The organism is Winogradskyella sp., from assembly GCF_013042245.1.
GTDB lineage: Bacteria > Bacteroidota > Bacteroidia > Flavobacteriales > Flavobacteriaceae > Winogradskyella.
Map to the genome: position 1 here is coordinate 1 of NZ_JABDQL010000059.1, position 20,434 is coordinate 20,434.

At 33.1% G+C, this 20,434-nt stretch carries 23 protein-coding genes and 1 pseudogene; 12 read left to right on the forward strand and 12 right to left on the reverse strand.

Going from position 1 to position 20,434, the window contains the following annotated elements:
• Positions 1-189 (forward strand): annotated as a pseudogene (locus HKP48_RS04655) (transposase); the annotation flags it as partial.
• Here HKP48_RS04655 and HKP48_RS04660 read toward each other — a convergent pair.
• The 4 genes from HKP48_RS04660 to HKP48_RS04675 all read right to left on the reverse strand — a co-directional run bounded on the left by HKP48_RS04660 (position 141) and on the right by HKP48_RS04675 (position 4,338).
• Entirely contained in the window at positions 141-491 is a 351-nt protein-coding gene (locus HKP48_RS04660) for a GNAT family N-acetyltransferase (protein WP_296343324.1), read from the reverse strand. The pseudogene HKP48_RS04655 and the gene HKP48_RS04660 overlap by 49 nt on opposite strands.
• 49 nt (positions 492-540) lie before the next feature.
• Positions 541-1,101: a tRNA (guanine-N1)-methyltransferase gene (locus HKP48_RS04665; protein ID WP_296343326.1), complete on the reverse strand. Its 561-nt coding sequence runs from the start codon at positions 1,099-1,101 to the stop codon at positions 541-543.
• A gap of 195 nt (positions 1,102-1,296) precedes the next feature.
• Entirely contained in the window at positions 1,297-2,745 is a 1,449-nt protein-coding gene (locus tag HKP48_RS04670) for a glyceraldehyde-3-phosphate dehydrogenase (RefSeq protein WP_296343398.1), read from the reverse strand.
• Between the two features lie 177 nt (positions 2,746-2,922).
• Positions 2,923-4,338, reverse strand: a complete 1,416-nt coding sequence (locus HKP48_RS04675) for a trypsin-like peptidase domain-containing protein (protein WP_296343329.1) — start codon at positions 4,336-4,338, stop codon at positions 2,923-2,925.
• A gap of 126 nt (positions 4,339-4,464) precedes the next feature.
• On the opposite strand from HKP48_RS04675, the gene dapF reads away from it, so the two are divergent.
• The 5 genes from dapF to HKP48_RS04700 all read left to right on the forward strand — a co-directional run bounded on the left by dapF (position 4,465) and on the right by HKP48_RS04700 (position 8,478).
• Complete coding sequence (gene dapF, locus HKP48_RS04680; protein WP_296343331.1) at positions 4,465-5,247, forward strand: diaminopimelate epimerase; 783 nt, start codon at positions 4,465-4,467, stop codon at positions 5,245-5,247.
• A complete protein-coding gene (locus HKP48_RS04685) occupies positions 5,241-5,765 on the forward strand; it encodes a GNAT family N-acetyltransferase (RefSeq protein WP_296343333.1) in 525 nt (174 codons plus the stop codon). Before dapF ends, HKP48_RS04685 begins: the two co-directional genes overlap by 7 nt.
• A gap of 1 nt (position 5,766) precedes the next feature.
• A complete protein-coding gene (mltG, locus tag HKP48_RS04690) occupies positions 5,767-6,810 on the forward strand; it encodes an endolytic transglycosylase MltG (protein WP_296343335.1) in 1,044 nt (347 codons plus the stop codon).
• Positions 6,811-6,951: 141 nt separating this feature from the next.
• Positions 6,952-7,242, forward strand: coding sequence for a DUF2279 domain-containing protein (locus HKP48_RS12230; RefSeq protein WP_363928596.1), 291 nt, complete (start codon positions 6,952-6,954; stop codon positions 7,240-7,242).
• Between the two features lie 576 nt (positions 7,243-7,818).
• The gene (locus tag HKP48_RS04700; RefSeq protein ID WP_296343338.1) at positions 7,819-8,478 is read left to right on the forward strand and encodes a peptidoglycan-binding protein LysM; all 660 of its coding nucleotides are present in this window, start codon (positions 7,819-7,821) and stop codon (positions 8,476-8,478) included.
• Here the strand turns inward: HKP48_RS04700 and HKP48_RS04705 are convergent.
• The 3 genes from HKP48_RS04705 to dnaA form a co-directional block, all read right to left on the reverse strand.
• Positions 8,475-9,188: an SAM-dependent methyltransferase gene (locus HKP48_RS04705; RefSeq protein ID WP_296343340.1), complete on the reverse strand. Its 714-nt coding sequence runs from the start codon at positions 9,186-9,188 to the stop codon at positions 8,475-8,477. The genes HKP48_RS04700 and HKP48_RS04705 overlap by 4 nt on opposite strands.
• A 207-nt stretch (positions 9,189-9,395) precedes the next feature.
• Positions 9,396-9,845 (reverse strand): low molecular weight protein-tyrosine-phosphatase, encoded by a 450-nt coding sequence (locus HKP48_RS04710; protein WP_296343342.1) that lies wholly within the window; start codon positions 9,843-9,845, stop codon positions 9,396-9,398.
• A gap of 51 nt (positions 9,846-9,896) precedes the next feature.
• The gene (gene dnaA / locus HKP48_RS04715) at positions 9,897-11,324 is read right to left on the reverse strand and encodes a chromosomal replication initiator protein DnaA (RefSeq protein WP_296343344.1); all 1,428 of its coding nucleotides are present in this window, start codon (positions 11,322-11,324) and stop codon (positions 9,897-9,899) included.
• Between the two features lie 202 nt (positions 11,325-11,526).
• On the opposite strand from dnaA, the gene HKP48_RS04720 reads away from it, so the two are divergent.
• Positions 11,527-11,934, forward strand: coding sequence for a thioesterase family protein (locus HKP48_RS04720; RefSeq protein WP_296343346.1), 408 nt, complete (start codon positions 11,527-11,529; stop codon positions 11,932-11,934).
• Here HKP48_RS04720 and HKP48_RS04725 read toward each other — a convergent pair.
• From HKP48_RS04725 to HKP48_RS04745, 5 genes are read right to left on the reverse strand one after another with little or no spacing between them, the layout of a single operon-like run.
• A complete protein-coding gene (locus HKP48_RS04725; protein WP_296343349.1) occupies positions 11,929-12,537 on the reverse strand; it encodes a YigZ family protein in 609 nt (202 codons plus the stop codon). The two genes, HKP48_RS04720 and HKP48_RS04725, sit on opposite strands and share 6 nt — an antisense overlap.
• Positions 12,537-13,388 (reverse strand): EamA family transporter, encoded by an 852-nt coding sequence (locus HKP48_RS04730; RefSeq protein WP_296343351.1) that lies wholly within the window; start codon positions 13,386-13,388, stop codon positions 12,537-12,539. Before HKP48_RS04730 ends, HKP48_RS04725 begins: the two co-directional genes overlap by 1 nt.
• Positions 13,385-13,996: an HAD family phosphatase gene (locus HKP48_RS04735; protein ID WP_296343353.1), complete on the reverse strand. Its 612-nt coding sequence runs from the start codon at positions 13,994-13,996 to the stop codon at positions 13,385-13,387. Before HKP48_RS04735 ends, HKP48_RS04730 begins: the two co-directional genes overlap by 4 nt.
• Positions 13,989-15,086 carry a bifunctional diaminohydroxyphosphoribosylaminopyrimidine deaminase/5-amino-6-(5-phosphoribosylamino)uracil reductase RibD gene (ribD, locus tag HKP48_RS04740; RefSeq protein WP_296343355.1) on the reverse strand — a complete coding sequence of 366 codons (1,098 nt, stop codon included), beginning with the start codon at positions 15,084-15,086 and terminating at the stop codon, positions 13,989-13,991. Before ribD ends, HKP48_RS04735 begins: the two co-directional genes overlap by 8 nt.
• A 2-nt stretch (positions 15,087-15,088) precedes the next feature.
• Positions 15,089-15,544, reverse strand: coding sequence for a hypothetical protein (locus HKP48_RS04745; RefSeq protein ID WP_296343357.1), 456 nt, complete (start codon positions 15,542-15,544; stop codon positions 15,089-15,091).
• A gap of 66 nt (positions 15,545-15,610) precedes the next feature.
• Here HKP48_RS04745 and HKP48_RS04750 point away from each other — a divergent pair, with 66 nt between their 5' ends.
• The 5 genes from HKP48_RS04750 (at position 15,611) to HKP48_RS04770 (ending at position 20,426) form a co-directional block, all read left to right on the forward strand.
• Positions 15,611-16,102, forward strand: coding sequence for a GNAT family N-acetyltransferase (locus HKP48_RS04750; protein WP_296343359.1), 492 nt, complete (start codon positions 15,611-15,613; stop codon positions 16,100-16,102).
• Between the two features lie 2 nt (positions 16,103-16,104).
• Entirely contained in the window at positions 16,105-16,974 is an 870-nt protein-coding gene (gene prmC / locus HKP48_RS04755; protein ID WP_296343361.1) for a peptide chain release factor N(5)-glutamine methyltransferase, read from the forward strand.
• Between the two features lies 1 nt (position 16,975).
• Positions 16,976-17,557, forward strand: coding sequence for a TIGR00730 family Rossman fold protein (locus tag HKP48_RS04760; RefSeq protein ID WP_296343363.1), 582 nt, complete (start codon positions 16,976-16,978; stop codon positions 17,555-17,557).
• Between the two features lie 22 nt (positions 17,558-17,579).
• Complete coding sequence (gene ligA / locus HKP48_RS04765) at positions 17,580-19,574, forward strand: NAD-dependent DNA ligase LigA (protein WP_296343365.1); 1,995 nt, start codon at positions 17,580-17,582, stop codon at positions 19,572-19,574.
• A 147-nt stretch (positions 19,575-19,721) separates the two neighbouring features.
• Positions 19,722-20,426 (forward strand): hypothetical protein, encoded by a 705-nt coding sequence (locus HKP48_RS04770; RefSeq protein WP_296343367.1) that lies wholly within the window; start codon positions 19,722-19,724, stop codon positions 20,424-20,426.
• Positions 20,427-20,434 lie beyond the last annotated feature (8 nt).

The window sequence follows — 20,434 nt, forward strand, 5'->3', positions numbered from 1 at the left end:
AGGGCAGCAAACGATTTGTATTCTAGGGCAGTATCTAAAGTTAGACAGCCTATTGAAGCTCTTTTTGCTTGGCTTATTGAAAAATCAGATATACAGAAAGCGAGTAAGGTTAGATCTACTAAAGGACTGAGTCTACATGTTTATGGACGATTAGCCGCAGCCTTTATAACACTAATATTTAACTCTTGATTCGCATTAATAAGTGCTTCTCCAATACCTTTACCACGATAATTACCTAAAACAAATAGATCATTGAGTAGATACAACTGTTGCATAGAGACTGAAGAAAATAGGTGATAGAGCTGCGTAAAACCGACAGGCTGTTGATTTATGTATGCTATGAATATAACCGAATCTTCCTTTTGTAAGCGTTCATTTAAAAAGTGTCTTACACCATCTAAATCACTTTTCTGCTTATAAAATAAACGATAACCGTCAAATAAAGGTATAAGGTCTTCGAGATAGCTTATGTCTGCTTTGTATATATTCATAAAAAAAATCCGTAATTAAAATTACGAATTTTGATTTGTTTGATTTCTATTAAGACTTGTTTTTATTTATTTCGTCTTGCAGTTGTCGTCTTACTTTTTGTTCTCTTTCTAGAGCAACGCGACGATGTTCTTCGTACTCTGTTTCTACTTCTTCCAATTTTAATTTAGCTGCTTTAGTATCAGAATTACTGCTATTAAATCGATAAAGAAACAACAACGTTAAGGCTAAAAGACCTGCAATAATGCTCCACAGTAATATGTTGTAGCCACTTTTACTCATTTGCAATGCAAATAAAGACATACTGTCTTTTTCGGCATTAATGTTATCTAATTTTTGCTGTGTATTGGAAAGTTCACTTTTTAGACTTTCTATTTCTTTAGCTTGAGTATCTACTATAGCTTTGGTATCTGCTAGATTTTTGTCTTTAACTTTTAAAGAATCTGTAATACTGGCTTTAAGTTCTGTAAGCCAGTGATATTGTACATTTTTATAAACTTTACCATTGCCTCTATAAGTGTATGATTTTGATATAACATATTCAAATTGGTTATCAACAGAGCCTTCGTTTCGTTTTAGCTGTTTTTCTTCTTGTGTAACTTGGGAATTCATGGTCTGACATAAAACCAGTGATAATACAAATAGAGTTTTGGCTAGGTATTTCATTATTAATTTCGGTTAGGTTTAAGATACCTCCAATATAGTAATTTAAAGAAGTATCTTGTAGTATAAATAAACAAATAGCCCCACAAGAAATTGAGAGGCTATGTATATACGTTTGTATCTGTGTTTTTGGATGACGTGATTCTAATAATAGGTGTAACGTCTTACTTTAGAAATGTATTTGGCAAGTCTAATAACTTGATGACTATAACCATATTCGTTATCATACCAGATATATAGTACCGCATTTTTACCATCAGCTCTAACAATAGTGGCTTTGCTATCATAGATTGAAGGTGCAGAGCTACCAACTATATCACTAGAAACAAGCTCATCACTCATTTCATATTTTATCTGTTCGACCAAGTCACCTTCAAGTGCATATTTCTTCATTAAAGAATTCATTGCGTCAACAGATGTTTTTCTGTCTAAGTCTAAATTTAAAATAGCTAGAGAGCCATTTGGTACAGGCACTCTAATTGCATTAGACGTTAGTTTGCCTTCTAAAGACGGTAATGCTTTACTGACTGCTTTTCCGGCACCAGTTTCTGTAATAACCATATTTAATCCTGCGGCACGACCTCTTCTGTATTTTTTATGAAAATTATCTACTAAGTTTTGGTCGTTTGTGTATGCGTGTATCGTTTCTAAATGACCAGATGTAACACCGTAAGAATCTTCAATAGCTTTTAAAATAGGTGTTATGGCATTTGTTGTACACGATGCAGCAGAAAAGATATCTACATTATCAGGGTTGTGTTCTAAATGGTTTACACCATGTACAATATTTGGGATACCTTTTCCTGGAGCAGTTAGTAAAATTTTTTCAGCACCTTTTGCTTTTAAATGTCTACTCAGCGCTTCTTTGTCTCTAAAAGCACCAGTATTATCAATAACTAAAGCATCGTTAATACCATACTTTGTGTAATCTATTTCTTCTGGTCCATTTGCCGAAATTATATTTACAGTTGTACCGTTAATCACCAAAGCTTCGTTTTCTACGTCAATGGATACTGTACCACTAAAGTCACCGTGTACAGAATCATTTCTTAATAATGATGCCCTTTTTTCTAAAACTGTAACATCAATTGCACCACGTGTTACAATAGCTCTTAAGCGCATTTGACTACCTTTTCCGGTTTTAGTCATTAATTCTCTGGCTACTAAACGTCCAATACGACCAAATCCATAAAGCACAACGTCTTTTGGTTTAATGCCATTATTATCTTCTGCATTCTTAAGTTTGTTAGCCGTAAAACTCAATGCATCACTGAATTTTTCGTCCTCTAAATGATACTCGTAAGTTAATTTACCGATATCTAGTTTAGCTGGTGGTAAATTTAACTGATTGATAGCTTTTGCAATCTCAACTGAATCAAAGATTGAAATTGGTTTCTGAACAAACTCGCCAGCATATTCATGTAAGTTTAAGATATCACTGACAGTTCTGTCGATTAGTGGGTTTCTGAAAATTACCAATTCGATTGACTTGTCGTACCATAAATCGTTAAGAATTTTTATAAATTCTACTGTAGCGCGACGTCTGTCTGCTTGAAAGGCTAATTCTTTTTCGTAAGTGTCTTTTACGGGCATTGTGTTGTGTGTTATTTGTTTTTTATTTAAAAGATTTGAAATCAATAAAAACTGTTTTCAAAATTTTCGGCAAAAATACTATATTTCAAACGTTTTCGTAGCTTGTTTTTATAAAAATAAAAACCCTTCAGAATATTCACTTTTGAAGGGTTTATTTTGTTGGGTTTGTAAGATGATTTATCTAAAAAGTATTTCTTTTTTTTCTAAACTACCATCTAAGAATTCTAATTTATTTAAATTTTTAAAAAAGTCCTCGTCGTTATACTGTTCTTTTAATGCATTAATATCTTCTATCGATTCAACTTTAATGTCGTTGATTGCTGTAATCACATAGCCTTCTCTTAGACCAACTTTATTATAAAAATAAGGGTTTCTGTTTTGGCTAATTACGACGCCTTTTTCTAATTCAGGGTATTTTTGTTTTGCTTTTAGCGGAATATCTCTAAGCTGCATATTCATAAACTCAACGTACAAATCCTCTTTTTTTGTTAATGTTACAGATATATTTCTAACATCGTTTCCTCGTAAAACTTCGACATTAACAACATCATTTGGGCTTTTAGTTTTTAAGTAACCACTTAAGTCCGAAAACTTATTAATTTCAACATTGTCGAGTTTTCTAATAATATCTCCTTCGGATATCCCAGCTAAATCTGCTCCAGATTTTTCCTCTATGCCACTAACATAGAACCCTTCAGTAATATCGACTTCAAGCTCTTCTGCAGCTTCACTATTTAATGCCAAGCCTGTAACTCCTAAAATTCCATTTTGCACATCACCAAACTCCATAATATCTTCAACAATCTTACGAGCAATATTACTTGGTACTGCAAAAGAATAACCTACATAAGACCCTGTCTGAGATGAGATAGCGGTATTAATACCAACCAGCTCGCCATTGACATTGACCAATGCGCCACCAGAATTACCTGGGTTAACCGCTGCATCTGTTTGTATAAAAGATTGTCCTCCAGATAAATCTCTAGATTTTGCACTGATAATTCCTGCAGTTACTGTCGAAGTTAAATTAAAAGGGTTTCCTACAGCCAAAACCCATTCGCCAATTTGTGTAGCATCAGAATCTCCAAAGGTTACAAACGGTAATTGGTCTTCAGTATCTATTTTTAAAAGTGCAATATCATTTTTGGTGTCAGTACCTACCAATTCGGCCATATAGGTTTTATTATCATTTAGGGTAATTGAAATCTCAACGGCACCTTTAATTACATGATTATTAGTAATGATATGCCCATCAGGTGATATAATAACACCAGAACCTGCGCCAGCAAGTTGTTTACGTTCAACTTGTCTATTACTAAAAATATCTCCCCAAGTTTGAGGTCTTCTGTTAATCTGAGTGTTTTTTACGTGTACAACAGCGTCTATTGTTTTGTTAGCAGCTGTAATTAAATCTGGTCGCTCAGTATTAGTTAATAATGTGTTGCTTGTAGATGTTGGCACATAAACTGGCAATTGAGTTTTTTCGTCTTTAGCGATTTGGATATGGTCTTTTTCAACAAATAGTTTATAACCGCCAAGGGTTAACAGACCACCTAATGCCGAAACACATACTAATGTCAAAATCTTCTTCATTTTTTTCAGTTTTAAGTTCTACTATCTAACGTTTAAATTTATATAATTATTGATTTTCAAATTCAACTTTAACTATGATTTAACACCACAGTTAAAGGTGTTTTATTCTTATATTTGTCAGTAATTATGACAATGAATTTTTATAAATATCAAGGAACAGGCAATGACTTTATTATAATAGATAATAGGTCGTTATTGTTTGATAAAACTAACGGCAAAAATATTGCCAAACTTTGCGACCGACGTTTTGGCATTGGAGCGGATGGATTAATTTTATTAGAAAATCATCCTGATGTAGATTTTAGAATGGTCTATTATAATGCAGATGGTAACGAGAGCAGCATGTGTGGTAATGGCGGTCGTTGTATAACAGCTTTTGCTAAGTTTCTGGGTGTAATTGATAGTACCACTACTTTCGAAGCCATAGATGGAATGCATAAAGCTCAAGTAAACGAAAGCAAAGTTAGTCTACAAATGAAAGATGTTTCTAATATCGAAACCTTTGAAACTCACTCTTTTTTAGATACGGGTTCTCCACATCATGTGCAACTAGTCAATAATTTAAAAGATTTTGATGTTAAAACTAATGGCGAGAAATTACGATACGGTTCACCTTATAAAGAAGCGGGTTCTAATATTAATTTTGTTAATCAAATTTCGGACAGCAAATTTGCCGTAAGAACATATGAGCGTGGCGTTGAAGATGAAACATTGTCTTGTGGTACTGGTGTGACTGCAGTAGCAATCGCAATGCACAAAACTGGAAAAACTAACTCAAAAAAGATTACTCTAGAGACAGAAGGTGGCGAATTAAAGATTGCTTTTGAGGTGTCTGAAAATGGTAATTATCATAATATTTGGCTTATTGGACCAGCTACACAAGTATTTAAAGGTGAAACTTCATGGTAACTCTAAAGGGTAAACATATATATCTTAGAGCACTGGAACCAGAAGATTTAGATTTTATCTACACTATTGAAAATGACGAAAACATTTGGCACTTAAGCCATACGCAAACACCGTATTCTCGTTTTTTGATTAAACAATATCTCGAAAATGCACATCAAGATATTTATGAAGCCAAACAATTACGTTTAGTCATCTCAGACTACGATGATAAAGCTTTAGGATTGATAGACATTTTTGATTTTGACTTTAAGAACAAAAGAGCAGGAGTGGGCATTGTTATTACTAATCCAGAAAATAGAGGGAAAGGAATTGGTAGAGAAGCACTTGAACTTTTGGTTAATTATTGTTTTTCAAAATTAGACCTACATCAACTGTATTGTAATATCTCTGAAGAGAATACCATGAGTTTCCAGTTATTTGAAGGTATTGGTTTCAAAAAAGTAGGACTAAAAAAAGATTGGAATTTTACTAACGAAGGTTTTAATAATGAATATTTCCTTCAACTTATAAAAGATTAAAATGTACATAAAAAAAATACTTTGGGCAATTGCATTAATTGGTTTGGTCGTTTTTGGAGCCATAGCTTTTTATTTCTACAATGCAATGTTTAGCCCAAACACAAAATTTGAAGAAAATGTCAAATACATTTTTGTTTCTGAGGACGACACTTATTCTGACGTTCGTGAGCAATTAATACCACTTCTCGATGATATTGATGGTTTTGATGCATTAGCCAAACAAAAAAAATATATTTCTAATATAAAATCAGGAAAGTACCAGATAAAAAATGGGATGAATAATAACGAGATTATTAATTCCATTCGCAGTAATAGTATTCCGGTAAAACTGTCTTTTAATAATCAGAATTCTCTAGAGGCTTTAGCGGGAAGAATTGCAGTGCAAATTGATGCAGATAGTTTAAGTTTATTAAAAGCGATGTATAATCCAGACTTTTTAGAGAAAGCAGGTCTTAAAGAGGAAACAGTTTTAGGTATGTACTTGCCAAACAGTTATCAAGTGTTTTGGGATATTTCAGCTGATGATTTTGTAAACAGAATGTATAAAGAATACAATAAATTTTGGAATACTGATAGAGAAGCAAAAGCTAAAGTACTTGGTTTTTCTAGAGATGAGGTCATGGCTTTAGCATCAATTGTTTATGAAGAGTCCAAACAGAAAACAGAGCAACCCCGAGTTGCAGGTGTTTATATTAATCGTTTAAAAATCGGTATGCCGCTGCAAGCTGATCCAACATTAAAGTTTGCAGCCTACAAGTTACCTAAGTATAAAAACACAGTCATAAGACGTATACTTAATGTGCATAAAGAAATTGATTCACCATACAATACCTATAAATACGCAGGTTTACCACCTGGATTGGTCACTATGCCTGATTTATCAGCCATTGATGCAGTTTTAAATTATGAAAAGCATAATTATCTGTATTTTGCTGCCGATCCAAAAAGGATTGGCTATCATCGGTTTGCAAAATCTTTGAGCCAGCATAACAATAATGCACGTGCTTATCATAAATACTTAGACAAACAAGGTATTAGAAAGTAGTAATTGAGAAAATTCGTAATTCTTATATCGATTTGTAGTTGTCTTTTATCCTTTGGGCAATCAAAAATCAATCTCTTTTTAAAACCCAGCGATACTTTAAACAAGTCAAGGCGTAATACTTTGGTTATTTCGCAGTCGTCATTGGCAGCTTTGACTCTAGTAGGTCTAGACCAACTATGGTATGCGGACTATGAACGCTCAAAATTTAGAACAACTAATGATAATAGTCAGTGGTTACAAATGGATAAGCTGGGTCACGATTACGCATCATATCAATTAGGACAACTAGGAGCAGAGTCATTAAATTGGGCAGGTGTTTCAGAAAAAGACCAGCTCATTTATGGCGGATGCCTAGTTTTTTCATTTTTAACAGCCATTGAGATTTTTGATGATTTTTCAAAAGAATGGGGTTTTTCTTGGCGAGATATGTAGGCTAATGCTGGCGGAACTAGATTATAAGTTGGACAAGAATTACTATGGAAAGAACAAGATATAGCATTAAAATATTCATTTAGTAGAACCAATTTTGCACCTTTAAATTTAAACAAACTCGGAAGCAGTTTGATAGAAGAATTTCTTAAAGATTATTATGCTCTCAAACTATTGGTTAAGTGTTATCCTTAATTCTTTTTAAAAAACTGATTTTATTCGCAATTGGCTAAACCTTGCAGTAGGATGTAGCGCAAATGGAATGCTTACCGGAAAAGACGATAATTTATTGTTTCGAAATCAAGACAGATACAGACAATTTTATTTAAGTTTTGACGTCGATTTAATACGAATAAAAACAAATTCTAACCTGCTAAAAACGCTTTTTTAGCGTTTTCAATACCATTAAGATGCCAATGCCGACATTGGAGTTTAACGGAAAAAATGCCGCAAAAGCCTATTATATCTATTTTTAATCGAGTTTAAAGTCTTAGTTTTAGGCATTGTTTATATTGTTGTATCTTTGCAACGAATTTTAAAAGGATAATTTTTATTGTTTTTTAATTAAAATTTATTGTTATGAACAAACAAATAGTATCTAAAGTTATAGTGCCTTTTGTGGTATGTTTTCTTATTGCATTAGCACTTTATCCTTCGACTATCGTAAATCCAGAACAATATTCTACCGAGGGATTGGACTTGGATTTTAATGTGCCGAAGAATATTGCTATGGTTGATAAAAAGCCTCAAGTAAAAAACGAAAAGGTATTTACACCATATTTAGGAAAATCTTTTGAAGCTTTTAAAGAAGCATTAGCGTTCAAGGAATCTCAAGGTGATTATTTTTCGGTGAACACTTTTGGTTATTTAGGAAAATACCAATTTGGTAAAGAGACTTTAAAAATGTTAGGCATCTATAACCCTGTATATTTTTTAAATACTCCAGAGCTCCAAGAGAAAGCTTTTATTGCTAACGCTAGACGAAATAAATGGATTTTACGTAGAGATATCAAGCGTTTTGTGGGTAAAAAAATTGGGGCTGTTGAAGTTACAGAGTCAGGTATATTAGCCGCAGCTCATTTAGCTGGTGCTGGAAGTGTGAAAAAGTACCTTAGAAGCTATGGGGCTAACAATTTTGCTGACGGTTATGGTACGACTGTACGATACTACTTGAAGCGTTTTGCGGGATACGATACTTCTTTTATTGCTCCAGAACGAAAAGCAAAAGCTAGTATTTAATCTTTTTGAATAATAAATATAGCAGGGCGCTTGTGAAAGTCTTCGGTATTATTTTTCCAGTCTTTAGCGGATTGTGTTTTGATATATTCCGTAGGTAGCGTCAAATCACAAGCAACACATACTCTCGTGTTGGGATGTAATGTCGCAGACAAATCGGCTAGCATTTGATTATTTCTATACGGTGTTTCGATAAACAACTGTGTTTGGTTCAATTCCGAAGAGCGTCTTTCCAACGCTTTTATTTGCTGTTTACGTTCTTTTTTATCGATAGGTAAGTATCCATTAAAAGTAAAGCTTTGTCCATTCATTCCAGAGCTCATAAGCGCTAATAAAACAGATGATGGACCAACAAGAGGAACAACTTTTATATTCATTGCGTGGGCAATACTAACAATATCTGCACCTGGATCTGCAATAGCGGGGCATCCAGCTTCTGAGATAATACCCATAGAAATACCGTTTAAACAAGGTTCTAAAAATGAATTTAACTCAGATTCTTGAGTGTACTTATTTAGGACTTTTAGTTTTAGATTAGGTTGTGATTTGCTTGGAACCACACGTTTTATAAAACGTCTTGCTGTTTTCTCATTTTCAACGATGTAATCATCAAGCTGTTCAATGATTTTTTTTATAGAAAGCGGTAAAACTTCAAGAGGAGGATTATCGCCAAGTCTTGTAGGGATGAGGTAGAGTTTGCCTTTTGATTTCATAAATCAAATATAGCTAATCTTTAATGAATTTATTATTGCAGTTTCTGTATATCCTTAAAGTGTAATAATCAGTATGTATCTGTCATTTCGAGCGTAGTCGAGAAATCTAAGTTTTTGATTTGAAACACATTTCGACTTTAGTTTATGCTGAGCACAGTCGAAGTACTCAATGTGACAGAATGTGTTTGAAATCTAAATTATTACAGATTACGGACATAAAAATTGCAGTTTATCGGAAATAATATCACAAGTCTCGTTCAAAATCTTAAAAACATATTCAAACCCTGAATCGCCTCCATAGTAAGGGTCAGGTACGTTTTTGTCCGAAATTGATGGATTTTCATTTAGAATAAGCTTAACCTTTTCTTCATCTTCTTTACTTTGAGCTAAATCTAAAATATTTTTATAATTGGAACTATCCATAGCATAGATGATATCAAAATTTTTGAAGTCTAGAACAGAAAATTGTCGTGCTCTCTGTAAGGCAATATCCAGTCCATTGACTTTAGCTATATGTATAGAGCGTTTGTCAGGCTTATTGCCAATATGATAAGCTGCTGTACCAGCGGAATCTATAGTGAAATTTTGAGAAGGTAATTTAGATTTTAAAATACCCTGTGCTAATGGAGAACGGCAAATATTACCGAGACAAACCATTAAAATTTTTGTTTTTGATGGTTTGGAGCACATTTTATTTGTTAAAAATGATTAGAGCGTTAATTTTTTTGATAAGTCTTCAACATACTTTCTAAATTGCTTGTCTGTAGATGACAAATTATCTACAGTTTTACAAGCGTGTAGTACGGTAGCATGATCACGTTGTCCAATTTGAGAGCCAATACTTGCCAACGAAGCTTTTGTGTATTTTTTAGCAAAGAACATAGCCAACTGTCTTGCTTGTACAATATGGCGTTTACGTGTTTTAGATTGTAAAGTACTTACATCCATCTGGAAGTAATCTGAAACTACCTTTTGGATGTAATCTATAGAAACCTCTCGTTTGGTATTTTTTACAAATTTCTCAACAATATCTTTTGCTAGATTGAGTGTGATTTCTTTCTTGTTGAAAGAAGATTGTGCAATTAATGAGATGATTGCGCCTTCTAATTCTCTAACGTTAGATTTTATATGTTTAGCAACATATTCTATAATTTCATCTGGCATTTCTACGCCGTCACGATAGAGTTTATTTTCTAAAATAGATACACGAGTTTCAAAATCAGGACTTTGTAATTCAGCAGATAAACCCCATTTAAAACGTGATAATAAGCGCTGCTCGATATCTTGCATATCTACAGGTGCTTTGTCACTGGTTAAGATAACTTGCTTTCCATTTTGGTGTAAATGGTTAAAAATATGGAAGAAAACATCTTGCGTACCCGACTTACCAGAGAAAAATTGTGCATCATCAATAATGAGTACATCTATAATTTGGTAGAAATGAATAAAGTCATTTCTATTATTTTTCTTTACAGAGTCTATATATTGTTGTGTAAATTTTTCAGCTGAAATATATAAAACGGTCTTTTCAGGATATTTATCTTTAATATCGACACCAATAGCATGGGCTAAATGTGTTTTTCCTAAACCAACACCACCAAAAATTAATAGTGGGTTAAAAGATGTACCCCCAGGCTTATTGGCAACTGCAATAGCTGCATTTCGAGCTAATCGGTTAGAATCACCTTCAAGAAAATTTTCAAAAGTATAATTTGGATTAAGCTGTGATTCAATTTTAACATTTCGTATCCCTGGAATAACAAATGGATTTTTTAACTCAGGGTTTTTATTATTAAAAGCAACATCTACATCTTGTGATTTTAGAGCAGATCTATTAGAACTTGGAATTCGTTCTGTAAATGGTTGTTTATTGCCATAGGTGTTTTCCATTTTTATAACGTAAACCAGTTTAGCGTCTTCACCAAGCTCTTTGGTTAAAGCTACTTTAAGAATTTTTACGTAATGCTCTTCGAGCCATTCATAGAAAAATTTACTAGGAACCTGGATACTTAAAGCATTATTGGTGAGTTTTACGGCTACGATAGGTTCAAACCACGTTTTATACGCTTGAGGTTGAATATTATCTTTTATAAAAGAGAGACATTTGTCCCAGACCGATTGAGCCGTTACATTCATACTTTAAATTAGGTTTAGCAAGTTTAGTTATTTTAGCAAAAAAAGAGGTATTGAATTTCCTCTACGAATTTTATTTCTTGACAAATATGTGAACAAAAAAGGTAAAAAAAAAACGAAATCGATTAGAATTTTAAGATTTTTTTTCTCATGTTAAACACAACAATTAAAGGTACATTTTTTTCTTTAAAAAATTATCCAAAAAATGCTAAAAAACGAAACAAAAATACGAGTACGCTACGGCGAGACAGACCAAATGGGAGTTGTTTATCATGCAAATTACGCTTCTTATTTTGAGGTAGGACGTACTGAGTGGTTGCGCGAGTACGGATTAACCTACAAATCTATGGAAGATAATGGAATTATGTTACCTGTAATCTCATTGGAAATTAAGTATAAAAATTCTGCCGTATACGATGATGAATTGACGATAATAACTTCCATAAAAAGTTTACCTAAAGCACGTATTGAATTTGATTACGAATTGCTTAATCCATCTGGAGAATTATTAGCAACTGGAAATACCGTTTTGGTTTTTATTGATATGAAACGAAACCGACCAACACGTTGTCCAGATTACTTAATGAAACGACTGACAGAAAAGTCTTTATAGTTTAGTAATGCTAATTTCATAAAAACTGCTGAAGGTGTCTAATAATTTATTAGCATGGCCCTTACGTACTGAAACCGTCAAAACACAATCCAGCTCAAGTTTTTGTGAATCAATTTCTGCAGTATTGTCTTTTAATATTCGCATAACACGACTCATATGTTTGTAGTCAAACTGTATTTTAAATTGCGTATCAATTGTTTTCTCTACGATTTGCGTATTTTCTAATGCCATCTGTGCTACTGTTCGATAGGCATTAATTAAGCCACCAACACCCAACTTAACGCCTCCAAAATATCGCACAACAACGACTAAGACATTAGTAAGTTCAAAGGACTGTATTTGCCCATATATGGGCATACCTGCAGAATTATTAGGTTCTCCATCATCATTTGCACGATATCGTAAAGTTTCTGTACCTAATTGATAAGCATAGCACCAATGACGTGCGGCGTAATGCTCCTTTTTTAATTTTTCGAGATATAGTTTAACATCGTCTTCGCTCTTTACAGGAAACGCATAAGCAAAAAATTTAGAATTTTTATCCTTAAACAGTCCTTCTTCTGAAGGTTTTGTAATGGTTTTATAGGTGTCTTTTGTCTCCATTAGGCCAAAGTAACTAAAACAATGGACACTAAGGCTAGTGAAATTCCAACCCAGTTTTTGGTTGATATTTTTTCACTAAAAATAACTAAACCAATTAAGGTAGATACAGCAACAATAGCAACATTATTGACTGTAAATAATGTTGAACTCTCAAGACCATCAACCCTTAGTGCTTTCAATAAAAAGTAAATAGAGGCATAATTTATTAGCCCAAGTGTAATTCCTAAGGGTAGACTTTTAATATTGAATTTCTTTTTAAAGCGTAGGTTTTTATAGACTAGTATTGAAGTACCAATTACAAAAGCGACTCCAAAAATTAATGCAGAAAATAATGGTATTCTATCATCTGGAGCAAAATAATTAATTGATGTATCTATAATACCCGAACCAATAAATAAAAGTATTGGAAGGTAGAGTGCTTGCGTTATGACACTATTTTCTTTTTGTTTTAGGGAAGAAAGGTATACAGCAACTAGTGCTAAAACGATTCCTGTTATCTTCTGAAAACTTAAACTCTCGTTGTAAACATATAGTCCAAAGATTACAGGAATGATAACACTCATTTTACTTGCTACTGAGGCAACAGAAAGCCCGTTCTTTTGAGCTGTTAACGCCATTACGTTAAAAATGGCTATAAATAAAAAGCCTAAAACCATTACGCCAATAAACCAATTTGAAGTTATGATCTCATGAGGATTGAGACCTTTATCGTTATGTATTAAGCCACAAATACAAGCTGTTACATAATTGACAACGATTCCTTGTAGCGTGTCTACTTTATATTTATTAAAAAGTTTAAAAATGACAAATATCCCCGTTGAGGAAATAATACTGAGCGCTAAATAAATCAAAATAGATGTTTTTTAATTCTAAATAAATCAACAACATCTTCTTTGGTTTCGTCTATATTCCAAGTATGTATTCCCAAGCTTTTAGCTGTATCTGTATTTTCTTTTGTGTCGTCGATAAAAAGACATTCATCAGACTTTAGATGATTAGTTTCTAATACAAATTGGTAAATGTCTGAGTTTGGCTTTCTTAAATTGATTTTGTGAGATAAGTAAAACGCATCAAAACAAGATTTAAAATCCTCATAAAAAGATACATTGTCTTTTATATAGTCGATATGCATTGCGTTGGTATTGCTTAATAGTATAAGTTTAAAATTTTGGTCTTTAGAGAGTTTTTTTGCAAAGTTTAATCTGTAATTTGGAAAGTCTTTAATAATGAAATTCCAAGCATGAATTATCTGCGCATCACTTAGTGCAGGAAATTTAGTTTTATAAAACGATAAAAATTGAGATGTTGATATGGCTCCAATTTCGTATTGCATATTGGCTTGCCGCATATCTTCTTCAAAAGCACTTAAATTAAATAATTTTAGTGCGTTATTCATGGCACCTTGTTTGTTAAGATTAATGAACACATCTCCAAAATCGAAAATTAGTGTACTAATCATTTGTGTAAATCTTTAAGGTGTCACTCAGTATTTGTTGTTCAGATTTTATTTTTCCATTAATAATGGGAGCTTTCACACCGTCTCTAAATTCAGCCTCGCCAATAAAAACTCGCGCTTCGTCCCAAAGATTTTCATCAATAAAAGTTTGAAGCGTTTTGGCGCCGCCTTCGATTATTATGGAATTAATTTGCCATTTTGTTAATCCTAAGCATATTTGATGAGCGATTTTATTTGATTTATTCCAATCGATTTCATAGAACCCTGCACTAAAGCCAATATTTAGTGGAGGGTTAATAGACCATTCTTTTTGATTTGAGTCTGCTTCAGGAAAAATATAACTTTTGCCATGGATTATTATATTATCGCTTTTATCATTTGTTACTGCAAATTCTTTATCTATTTTTAAACTTTTATCTAAAAGAACTCTAATTGGATTCTCGCCAGTCCAATCTCTAACTGTTAAGCTTGGATTGTCTTCAATGACTGTATTTGTTCCAACTAAAATAGCTTGCTCTTCAGCACGCCATTTGTGTGCCAATTGCCTTGAGTATGGGTTAGTAATCCATATGGGTTTTTGTTCGTGCTTAGTTTTTGGAGCAATAAAACCATTTTTAGTTTCAGCCCATTTTAATATAATATAAGGGCGTTTTTTGTTATGATAGGTAAAAAAACGTTTGTGATGGGCTATACATTCATCTTCTAAAACACCAACAGTAACATTGCACCCGGAGGCTTTTAGTTTAGCGATACCTTTACCAGAAACTTCAGGATTATCGTCTACGCAACCGACGACCACTTCAGGTATCTTATGTTTAATAATTACATCACTGCAGGGCGGCGTTTTACCATAGTGGCTGCATGGTTCTAAGGTAACATAAAGTGTGCTTTGTTGTAAAAGCGATTTATCTTTTACAGAATTAATTGCATTAACTTCGGCATGTGGACCACCGCAAGGACTTGTGTAGCCTTCGCCAATAATGATGTTATTATAAACTATCACGGCGCCAACCATGGGATTTGGGCGTGTAGTCCCTAATCCATTTTTTGCAATTTGTAAACTTCTTTTTATGTATACTTCGTGAGTCTTCAAGTTTAGAGTTTCATTTTAATATCCTGCGTTTTGTCTACGATATACGTAGATGAATATCCAAGCACCTTATAGTCAATTTCACCTTTGTATTGTACTTTAAGTTTTTGCGAAAATAGGCTTCCAATAAACCCTTCAATACTGTTTTTGTCTATTATGCTGTCTGTTGAGACGGCAACAGTTAAAGGGATTTTAAATTCAGCTTTTTTAGGAACGCTAAATGATTCTGTATTAAACCTTGCAACTTCTATCTCATTGATGTAAACATTTAGGTTTTCAGTTTCTAAAGTGCCACCAACATCATTAGGGTTTTTGAAAATAACATTTGCGCTCAATGTAATGGTCTTACTATTAGAATCGAGAATCTTTATATTATCTACGCCAACAAATTCTGGTTTTTCAGTAACGGTACAGTTGAAAAGTAATATAAAAAACAGAAAAAACAACATCAGTTTTTTCATAAAAAGGAGGGTTTTATTATGTATCTTCATGCCTTTAAAAAAAATAACTAGTTAATTACTATTTCTGTGAGTAAAGATACTATTGTTATTCGAGAAATAACATCAGAAGACAATTCAAAAATTGCCAAGGCTATACGTGCTGTTTTGATCGAGTATGGCGTTCCTAAAGTCGGTACAGCTTATGAAGACAAAGCTTTGGATTGTATGTTTGAGACTTATGATAAACCAAATAAATGCTATTACGTGATTGCCAAGGGAGACGAAATTCTTGGAGGTGCTGGCATTTCACCATTAGATAATTATGAAGGGAACATTTGCGAACTTCAAAAAATGTATTTCATGTCAGAAGTTAGAGGAATAGGCTTTGGTAGCCAAATGATGCAAAAATGTTTAGAATTTGCAAAAGTTTCTGGTTTTGACCAATGTTATCTAGAAACTATGCCGTACATGGATGACGCACGTAAATTGTACCGAAAAGTTGGTTTCAAAGGTATTGATGCACCAATGGGTAACACTGGTCACTACTCTTGTACAGTTTGGATGCTTAAAGATTTATAAGTTTGAAAGCACTCGACCTTAAACATGTTTTTCAAAAAGAGTTAGGCGCTATCTACGATAAAAATGAAGTGGCTAGCTTTTTCTTTTTGTGTTTAGAGTATTTTCTGGAAGTGCCAAGAATTCAACTTATTTTAGAACCTGAATTCTCGATAAGTAAAGCTGAAGTCGAAGACTTTTTTAGAACACTAGAAGCTTTAAAAAAGCAAAAACCCATTCAGTATATTTTTGGTGAAACCGAATTTTATGGATTAAAATTTAAAGTAAATGAAAATGTTTTGATTCCTAGACAAGAAACGGAGGAGCTTATCTCACTTATTATTGAAGATTCAAAACTCAAAAGCCAAAATCCAATAATCATTTTGGATGTAGGAACTGGCTCAGGTTGCATAGCCATTACATTAGCCAAGAATATTCCAAATGCAAAAGTTTATGCTGTTGATGTGTCAAAAGAAGCTTTAGAAATTGCTAAAGAAAATGCAGAACTTAACAATGTAAATGTTCACTTTATAAAATATGATATATTAAATCGAAACAATTGGAGTTCTAATTTTAAAGATTTAGAATTTGACTTCATAGTCTCCAATCCACCATATGTCCGTAACCTAGAAAAGGCCGAAATTCAGCCAAACGTTTTGGACTACGAACCGCATCTGGCTTTATTTGTAGAGGATGATAATCCGTTGATATTTTATAGCGCTATTACTAATTTTGCTATTCATAAATTGAAACTCAGCGGTCACCTTTTTTTTGAAATCAATCAGTATCTTGGAAACGAAACCAAGCAGCTTTTAGTAGACGCTAATTTTAATAAAATAGAATTAAAGAAAGACTTAAATAACAACGATAGAATATTAAAAGCCGTAAAAAAATAGAATGAAAGCAATAGCAGTATTTTGTGGAAGCAGCGCAGGTAATGATTCCATAATTTTGGAGCAGTCAAAAAAACTTGGAAAGACCTTTGTAGACAACGATATTGCTTTGGTTTATGGTGGCTCAAAAATAGGAATAATGGGAGCTGTAGCTAAGGAAGTGATTGATGGAGATGGAAAAACGATAGGTGTTATCCCAAAGTTTTTGCAAACTAAAGAGATTGTAAACACGCAATTGACAGAGCTTCATGTTACTCATAATATGCACGACCGAAAAGTCATCATGTACGATAAAAGTGACGCGTTTATAATTATTCCAGGAGGATTTGGTACCATGGACGAGTTTTTTGAAATTACAACATGGGGACAGTTAGGCTTACATACAAAACCTATTGGTATTTTAAACAGTAATGGCTATTATGACGCTTTAATTGAGCAATGTAAAATGATGGTTGAAAAAGGATTTTTAAAACAAGAAAATTTTGATGCCGTAGTTGTCGATACTACAATTGAAGGTTTGTTAGAAAAGATGAATAATTATAAACCATTGCCAATGCCAAAATGGTTGAATAAAGAAGGGCTTTAGAATCTTAGATTTTGAATTACGAATGAACACGCAACAACAAATAGAAACACTCCGTGACGAATTACGTCAGCATAATTACAATTATTACATACTTGATAATCCTACGATTTCTGATTATGAGTTTGATATAAAGCTGAAAGAACTTCAAGCTTTAGAAGAAAAGTATCCAGAATTCTTTGATGCAAACTCACCAACACAACGCGTTGGAGGTACAATAACCAAAAACTTTAATACTGTCGTTCATGATTTTAGGATGTATTCTTTAGATAATTCGTATTCTAAAGAAGATTTATTGGATTGGGAAACTCGGATTAAAAAAATGGTTGACGGTGTCATTCAATATACTTGCGAATTAAAGTACGATGGTGCTTCTATGAATCTTACTTACCAAAAAGGAAAATTAGTACGCGCAGTAACTCGTGGTGATGGTGTTCAAGGAGACGAGGTTACAGCAAATATCAAAACCATAAATACAGTGCCGCTTCAATTAAAAGGTAATTATCCTGAGCGTTTTGATATCCGAGGAGAAATTATTTTACCTATTGAAGGCTTCTTAAAAATGAATGAAGAGCGTATGGCTAATGATGAAGAGCTCTACCGAAACCCGAGAAACACAGCATCAGGAAGTTTAAAATTACAAGACAGTGCCGAAGTAGCAAAACGACCTTTGGAATGTTTGTTATACAGTATAAAGGGAAATAATCTTAATATATCTACCCAATTTGAAGGTTTACAAAAGGCACGTGAATGGGGTTTTAAAGTACCAAAAGAGGCGAAGCTAGTCAATTCAATAGAAGAGGTTCTTGAGTTTGTTGAATATTGGGATATTGAACGCCACAATTTACCTTATGAGATAGATGGTGTTGTTGTTAAGGTCAATAGTTTATATCAGCAAGAAGAACTAGGTTACACCGCCAAAGCACCCCGTTGGGCTATGGCGTATAAATTTAAGGCAGAGCAAGTATCTACCGTCTTAAACAAAATCACCTATCAAGTTGGTCGTACAGGAGCTATTACACCGGTTGCCAATTTGGAACCTGTACAGTTAGCTGGTACAACAGTTAAACGAGCGTCATTACACAATGCTGACCAGATTGAAAAATTAGATATCAGAGAAGGTGACACCGTTTTTGTAGAAAAAGGAGGAGAGATAATTCCTAAGATTATTTCGGTTGATTTATCAAAGCGATCTGATAATTCAGCACCAACAAACTATATTGATGATTGCCCAGAATGTAAAACTGAGTTGATTCGCCTTGAAGGTGAAGCGAAGCATTATTGCCCAAATTATAATGGATGTCCACCACAGGTAATAGGTCGTATTCAGCATTATATCTCTAGAAAAGCAATGGATATCGAAGGTCTTGGAGGTGAAACAGTTGCGCTTTTAGTTAAAGAGGGTTTAATCAATGATTATTCAGATTTGTATGAATTAACAGTTGCGCAAGTATTACCTCTAGAACGAATGGCTCAAAAAAGTGCCGAAAATTTGGTTAATGGTATAGAATCTTCTAAGCAAATTCCATTTGAGCGGGTTCTTTTCGCACTTGGAATAAGATATGTAGGTGAAACCGTAGCCAAAAAGCTAGTAAAACATTATAAGTCTATTGATAACCTAATGGTAGCTACAATTCTAGATTTGATGAGTGTAGACGAAATAGGCGAGCGTATTGCAGAAAGTGTTGTAGAGTTTTTCTCAGCCGAAGAAAACCTAAAAATCATTCAAAGACTTAAGAGTTTTGGTGTTCAACTTGAAATCTCTGCTGATAAATTGGCTAACCAAACCGAAAAGTTAAAAGGTAATACCTTTGTGGTTTCAGGAGTTTTTGAGAGTGTTTCACGTACGGAACTTAAAAAATTAATTGAAGATAATGGAGGAAAAGTATCCTCTTCTATTTCATCTAAAACCAGTTATTTGGTAGCTGGTGATAAAATGGGCCCTAGTAAACGTACGAAGGCCGAAAACATTGGTGTAACTATTATTTCAGAGGCAGATTTCTTAAGCCTTATAAAATAAGTGTTGATTATATAGGCATCAACTCTCTTAATATTTACAGCATTTTATCGATAAAAGCAATTTTTTTCGTCTAATTGTGTTATTTTTCATACGTTTGACTAGCTATTAATGTGAAAAATAATGATAATCAATAGGTTAATTAAAATAATGCTTGTGCTTTTTAGTTTGGCATTTATTGTTTTAGAGGTTTTGAAATATGAACTTTTAGGAGATGCTTTGACTTCTATTATTCTAGTTATGCTAACTGTATTGTATGTAAGAAGTACTTTTAAGAAACAGCCTTTTTTCTTCTACTTTTTGATAACCTTCACAATATCCGAAATCATATTATTTATAACAAACTTTTATCCACTTGTATATAATGATATTGAGTTTGATTATTATATCAATAACTTTTTATATGCACTATCATACATCTTTCTAATTATTTTGTGTGTAAAATCAATGGTTTTTAAAGATATTATATCGAAATTTCCAGTGACTTTATTTATACTCTTTGCGCTAGGTGTTTTTAGCGTTACACTAATTACAGAAACTGCACAACCAAGGTTAGACACTGTTGAATATGCAGCGAAGTTTCTTTATAATATTGTAGTAATGACTTTGTTGTCGGTATCTCTTCTATATTACATGTACAAAGAAGATAATAAATCTATGCTATTTTTTATGGGGTCTATGTTAATTTTCTTTTCTGAAATGATTCAATTAGCATATTTCTACATAGCTGAAATAGATTATTTAGCAGCTATATATTCTATATTTTTGGTCTTGGCTTTTGGTTTGTATTATGGTCAGTCTCAAATTGAACACTTAGAGAGTAAAAGCATACCAAACCAGAAGCTTAAAGCATAAAAAAGTTA

Bases quoted from the DNA above. Each gene is read 5' to 3' on its own strand.
- HKP48_RS04660 (WP_296343324.1), bottom strand. From the start codon at position 491: ATGAATATATACAAAGCAGACATAAGCTATCTCGAAGACCTTATACCT.
- HKP48_RS04665 (WP_296343326.1), bottom strand. From the start codon at position 1,101: ATGAATTCCCAAGTTACACAAGAAGAAAAACAGCTAAAACGAAACGAA.
- HKP48_RS04670 (WP_296343398.1), bottom strand. From the start codon at position 2,745: ATGCCCGTAAAAGACACTTACGAAAAAGAATTAGCCTTTCAAGCAGAC.
- HKP48_RS04675 (WP_296343329.1), bottom strand. From the start codon at position 4,338: ATGAAGAAGATTTTGACATTAGTATGTGTTTCGGCATTAGGTGGTCTG.
- dapF (WP_296343331.1), top strand. From the start codon at position 4,465: ATGACAATGAATTTTTATAAATATCAAGGAACAGGCAATGACTTTATT.
- HKP48_RS04685 (WP_296343333.1), top strand. From the start codon at position 5,241: ATGGTAACTCTAAAGGGTAAACATATATATCTTAGAGCACTGGAACCA.
- mltG (WP_296343335.1), top strand. From the start codon at position 5,767: ATGTACATAAAAAAAATACTTTGGGCAATTGCATTAATTGGTTTGGTC.
- HKP48_RS04700 (WP_296343338.1), top strand. From the start codon at position 7,819: ATGAACAAACAAATAGTATCTAAAGTTATAGTGCCTTTTGTGGTATGT.
- HKP48_RS04705 (WP_296343340.1), bottom strand. From the start codon at position 9,188: ATGAAATCAAAAGGCAAACTCTACCTCATCCCTACAAGACTTGGCGAT.
- HKP48_RS04710 (WP_296343342.1), bottom strand. From the start codon at position 9,845: ATGGTTTGTCTCGGTAATATTTGCCGTTCTCCATTAGCACAGGGTATT.
- dnaA (WP_296343344.1), bottom strand. From the start codon at position 11,324: ATGAATGTAACGGCTCAATCGGTCTGGGACAAATGTCTCTCTTTTATA.
- HKP48_RS04720 (WP_296343346.1), top strand. From the start codon at position 11,527: ATGCTAAAAAACGAAACAAAAATACGAGTACGCTACGGCGAGACAGAC.
- HKP48_RS04725 (WP_296343349.1), bottom strand. From the start codon at position 12,537: ATGGAGACAAAAGACACCTATAAAACCATTACAAAACCTTCAGAAGAA.
- HKP48_RS04735 (WP_296343353.1), bottom strand. From the start codon at position 13,996: ATGATTAGTACACTAATTTTCGATTTTGGAGATGTGTTCATTAATCTT.
- HKP48_RS04745 (WP_296343357.1), bottom strand. From the start codon at position 15,544: ATGAAAAAACTGATGTTGTTTTTTCTGTTTTTTATATTACTTTTCAAC.
- HKP48_RS04760 (WP_296343363.1), top strand. From the start codon at position 16,976: ATGAAAGCAATAGCAGTATTTTGTGGAAGCAGCGCAGGTAATGATTCC.
- ligA (WP_296343365.1), top strand. From the start codon at position 17,580: ATGAACACGCAACAACAAATAGAAACACTCCGTGACGAATTACGTCAG.
- HKP48_RS04770 (WP_296343367.1), top strand. From the start codon at position 19,722: ATGCTTGTGCTTTTTAGTTTGGCATTTATTGTTTTAGAGGTTTTGAAA.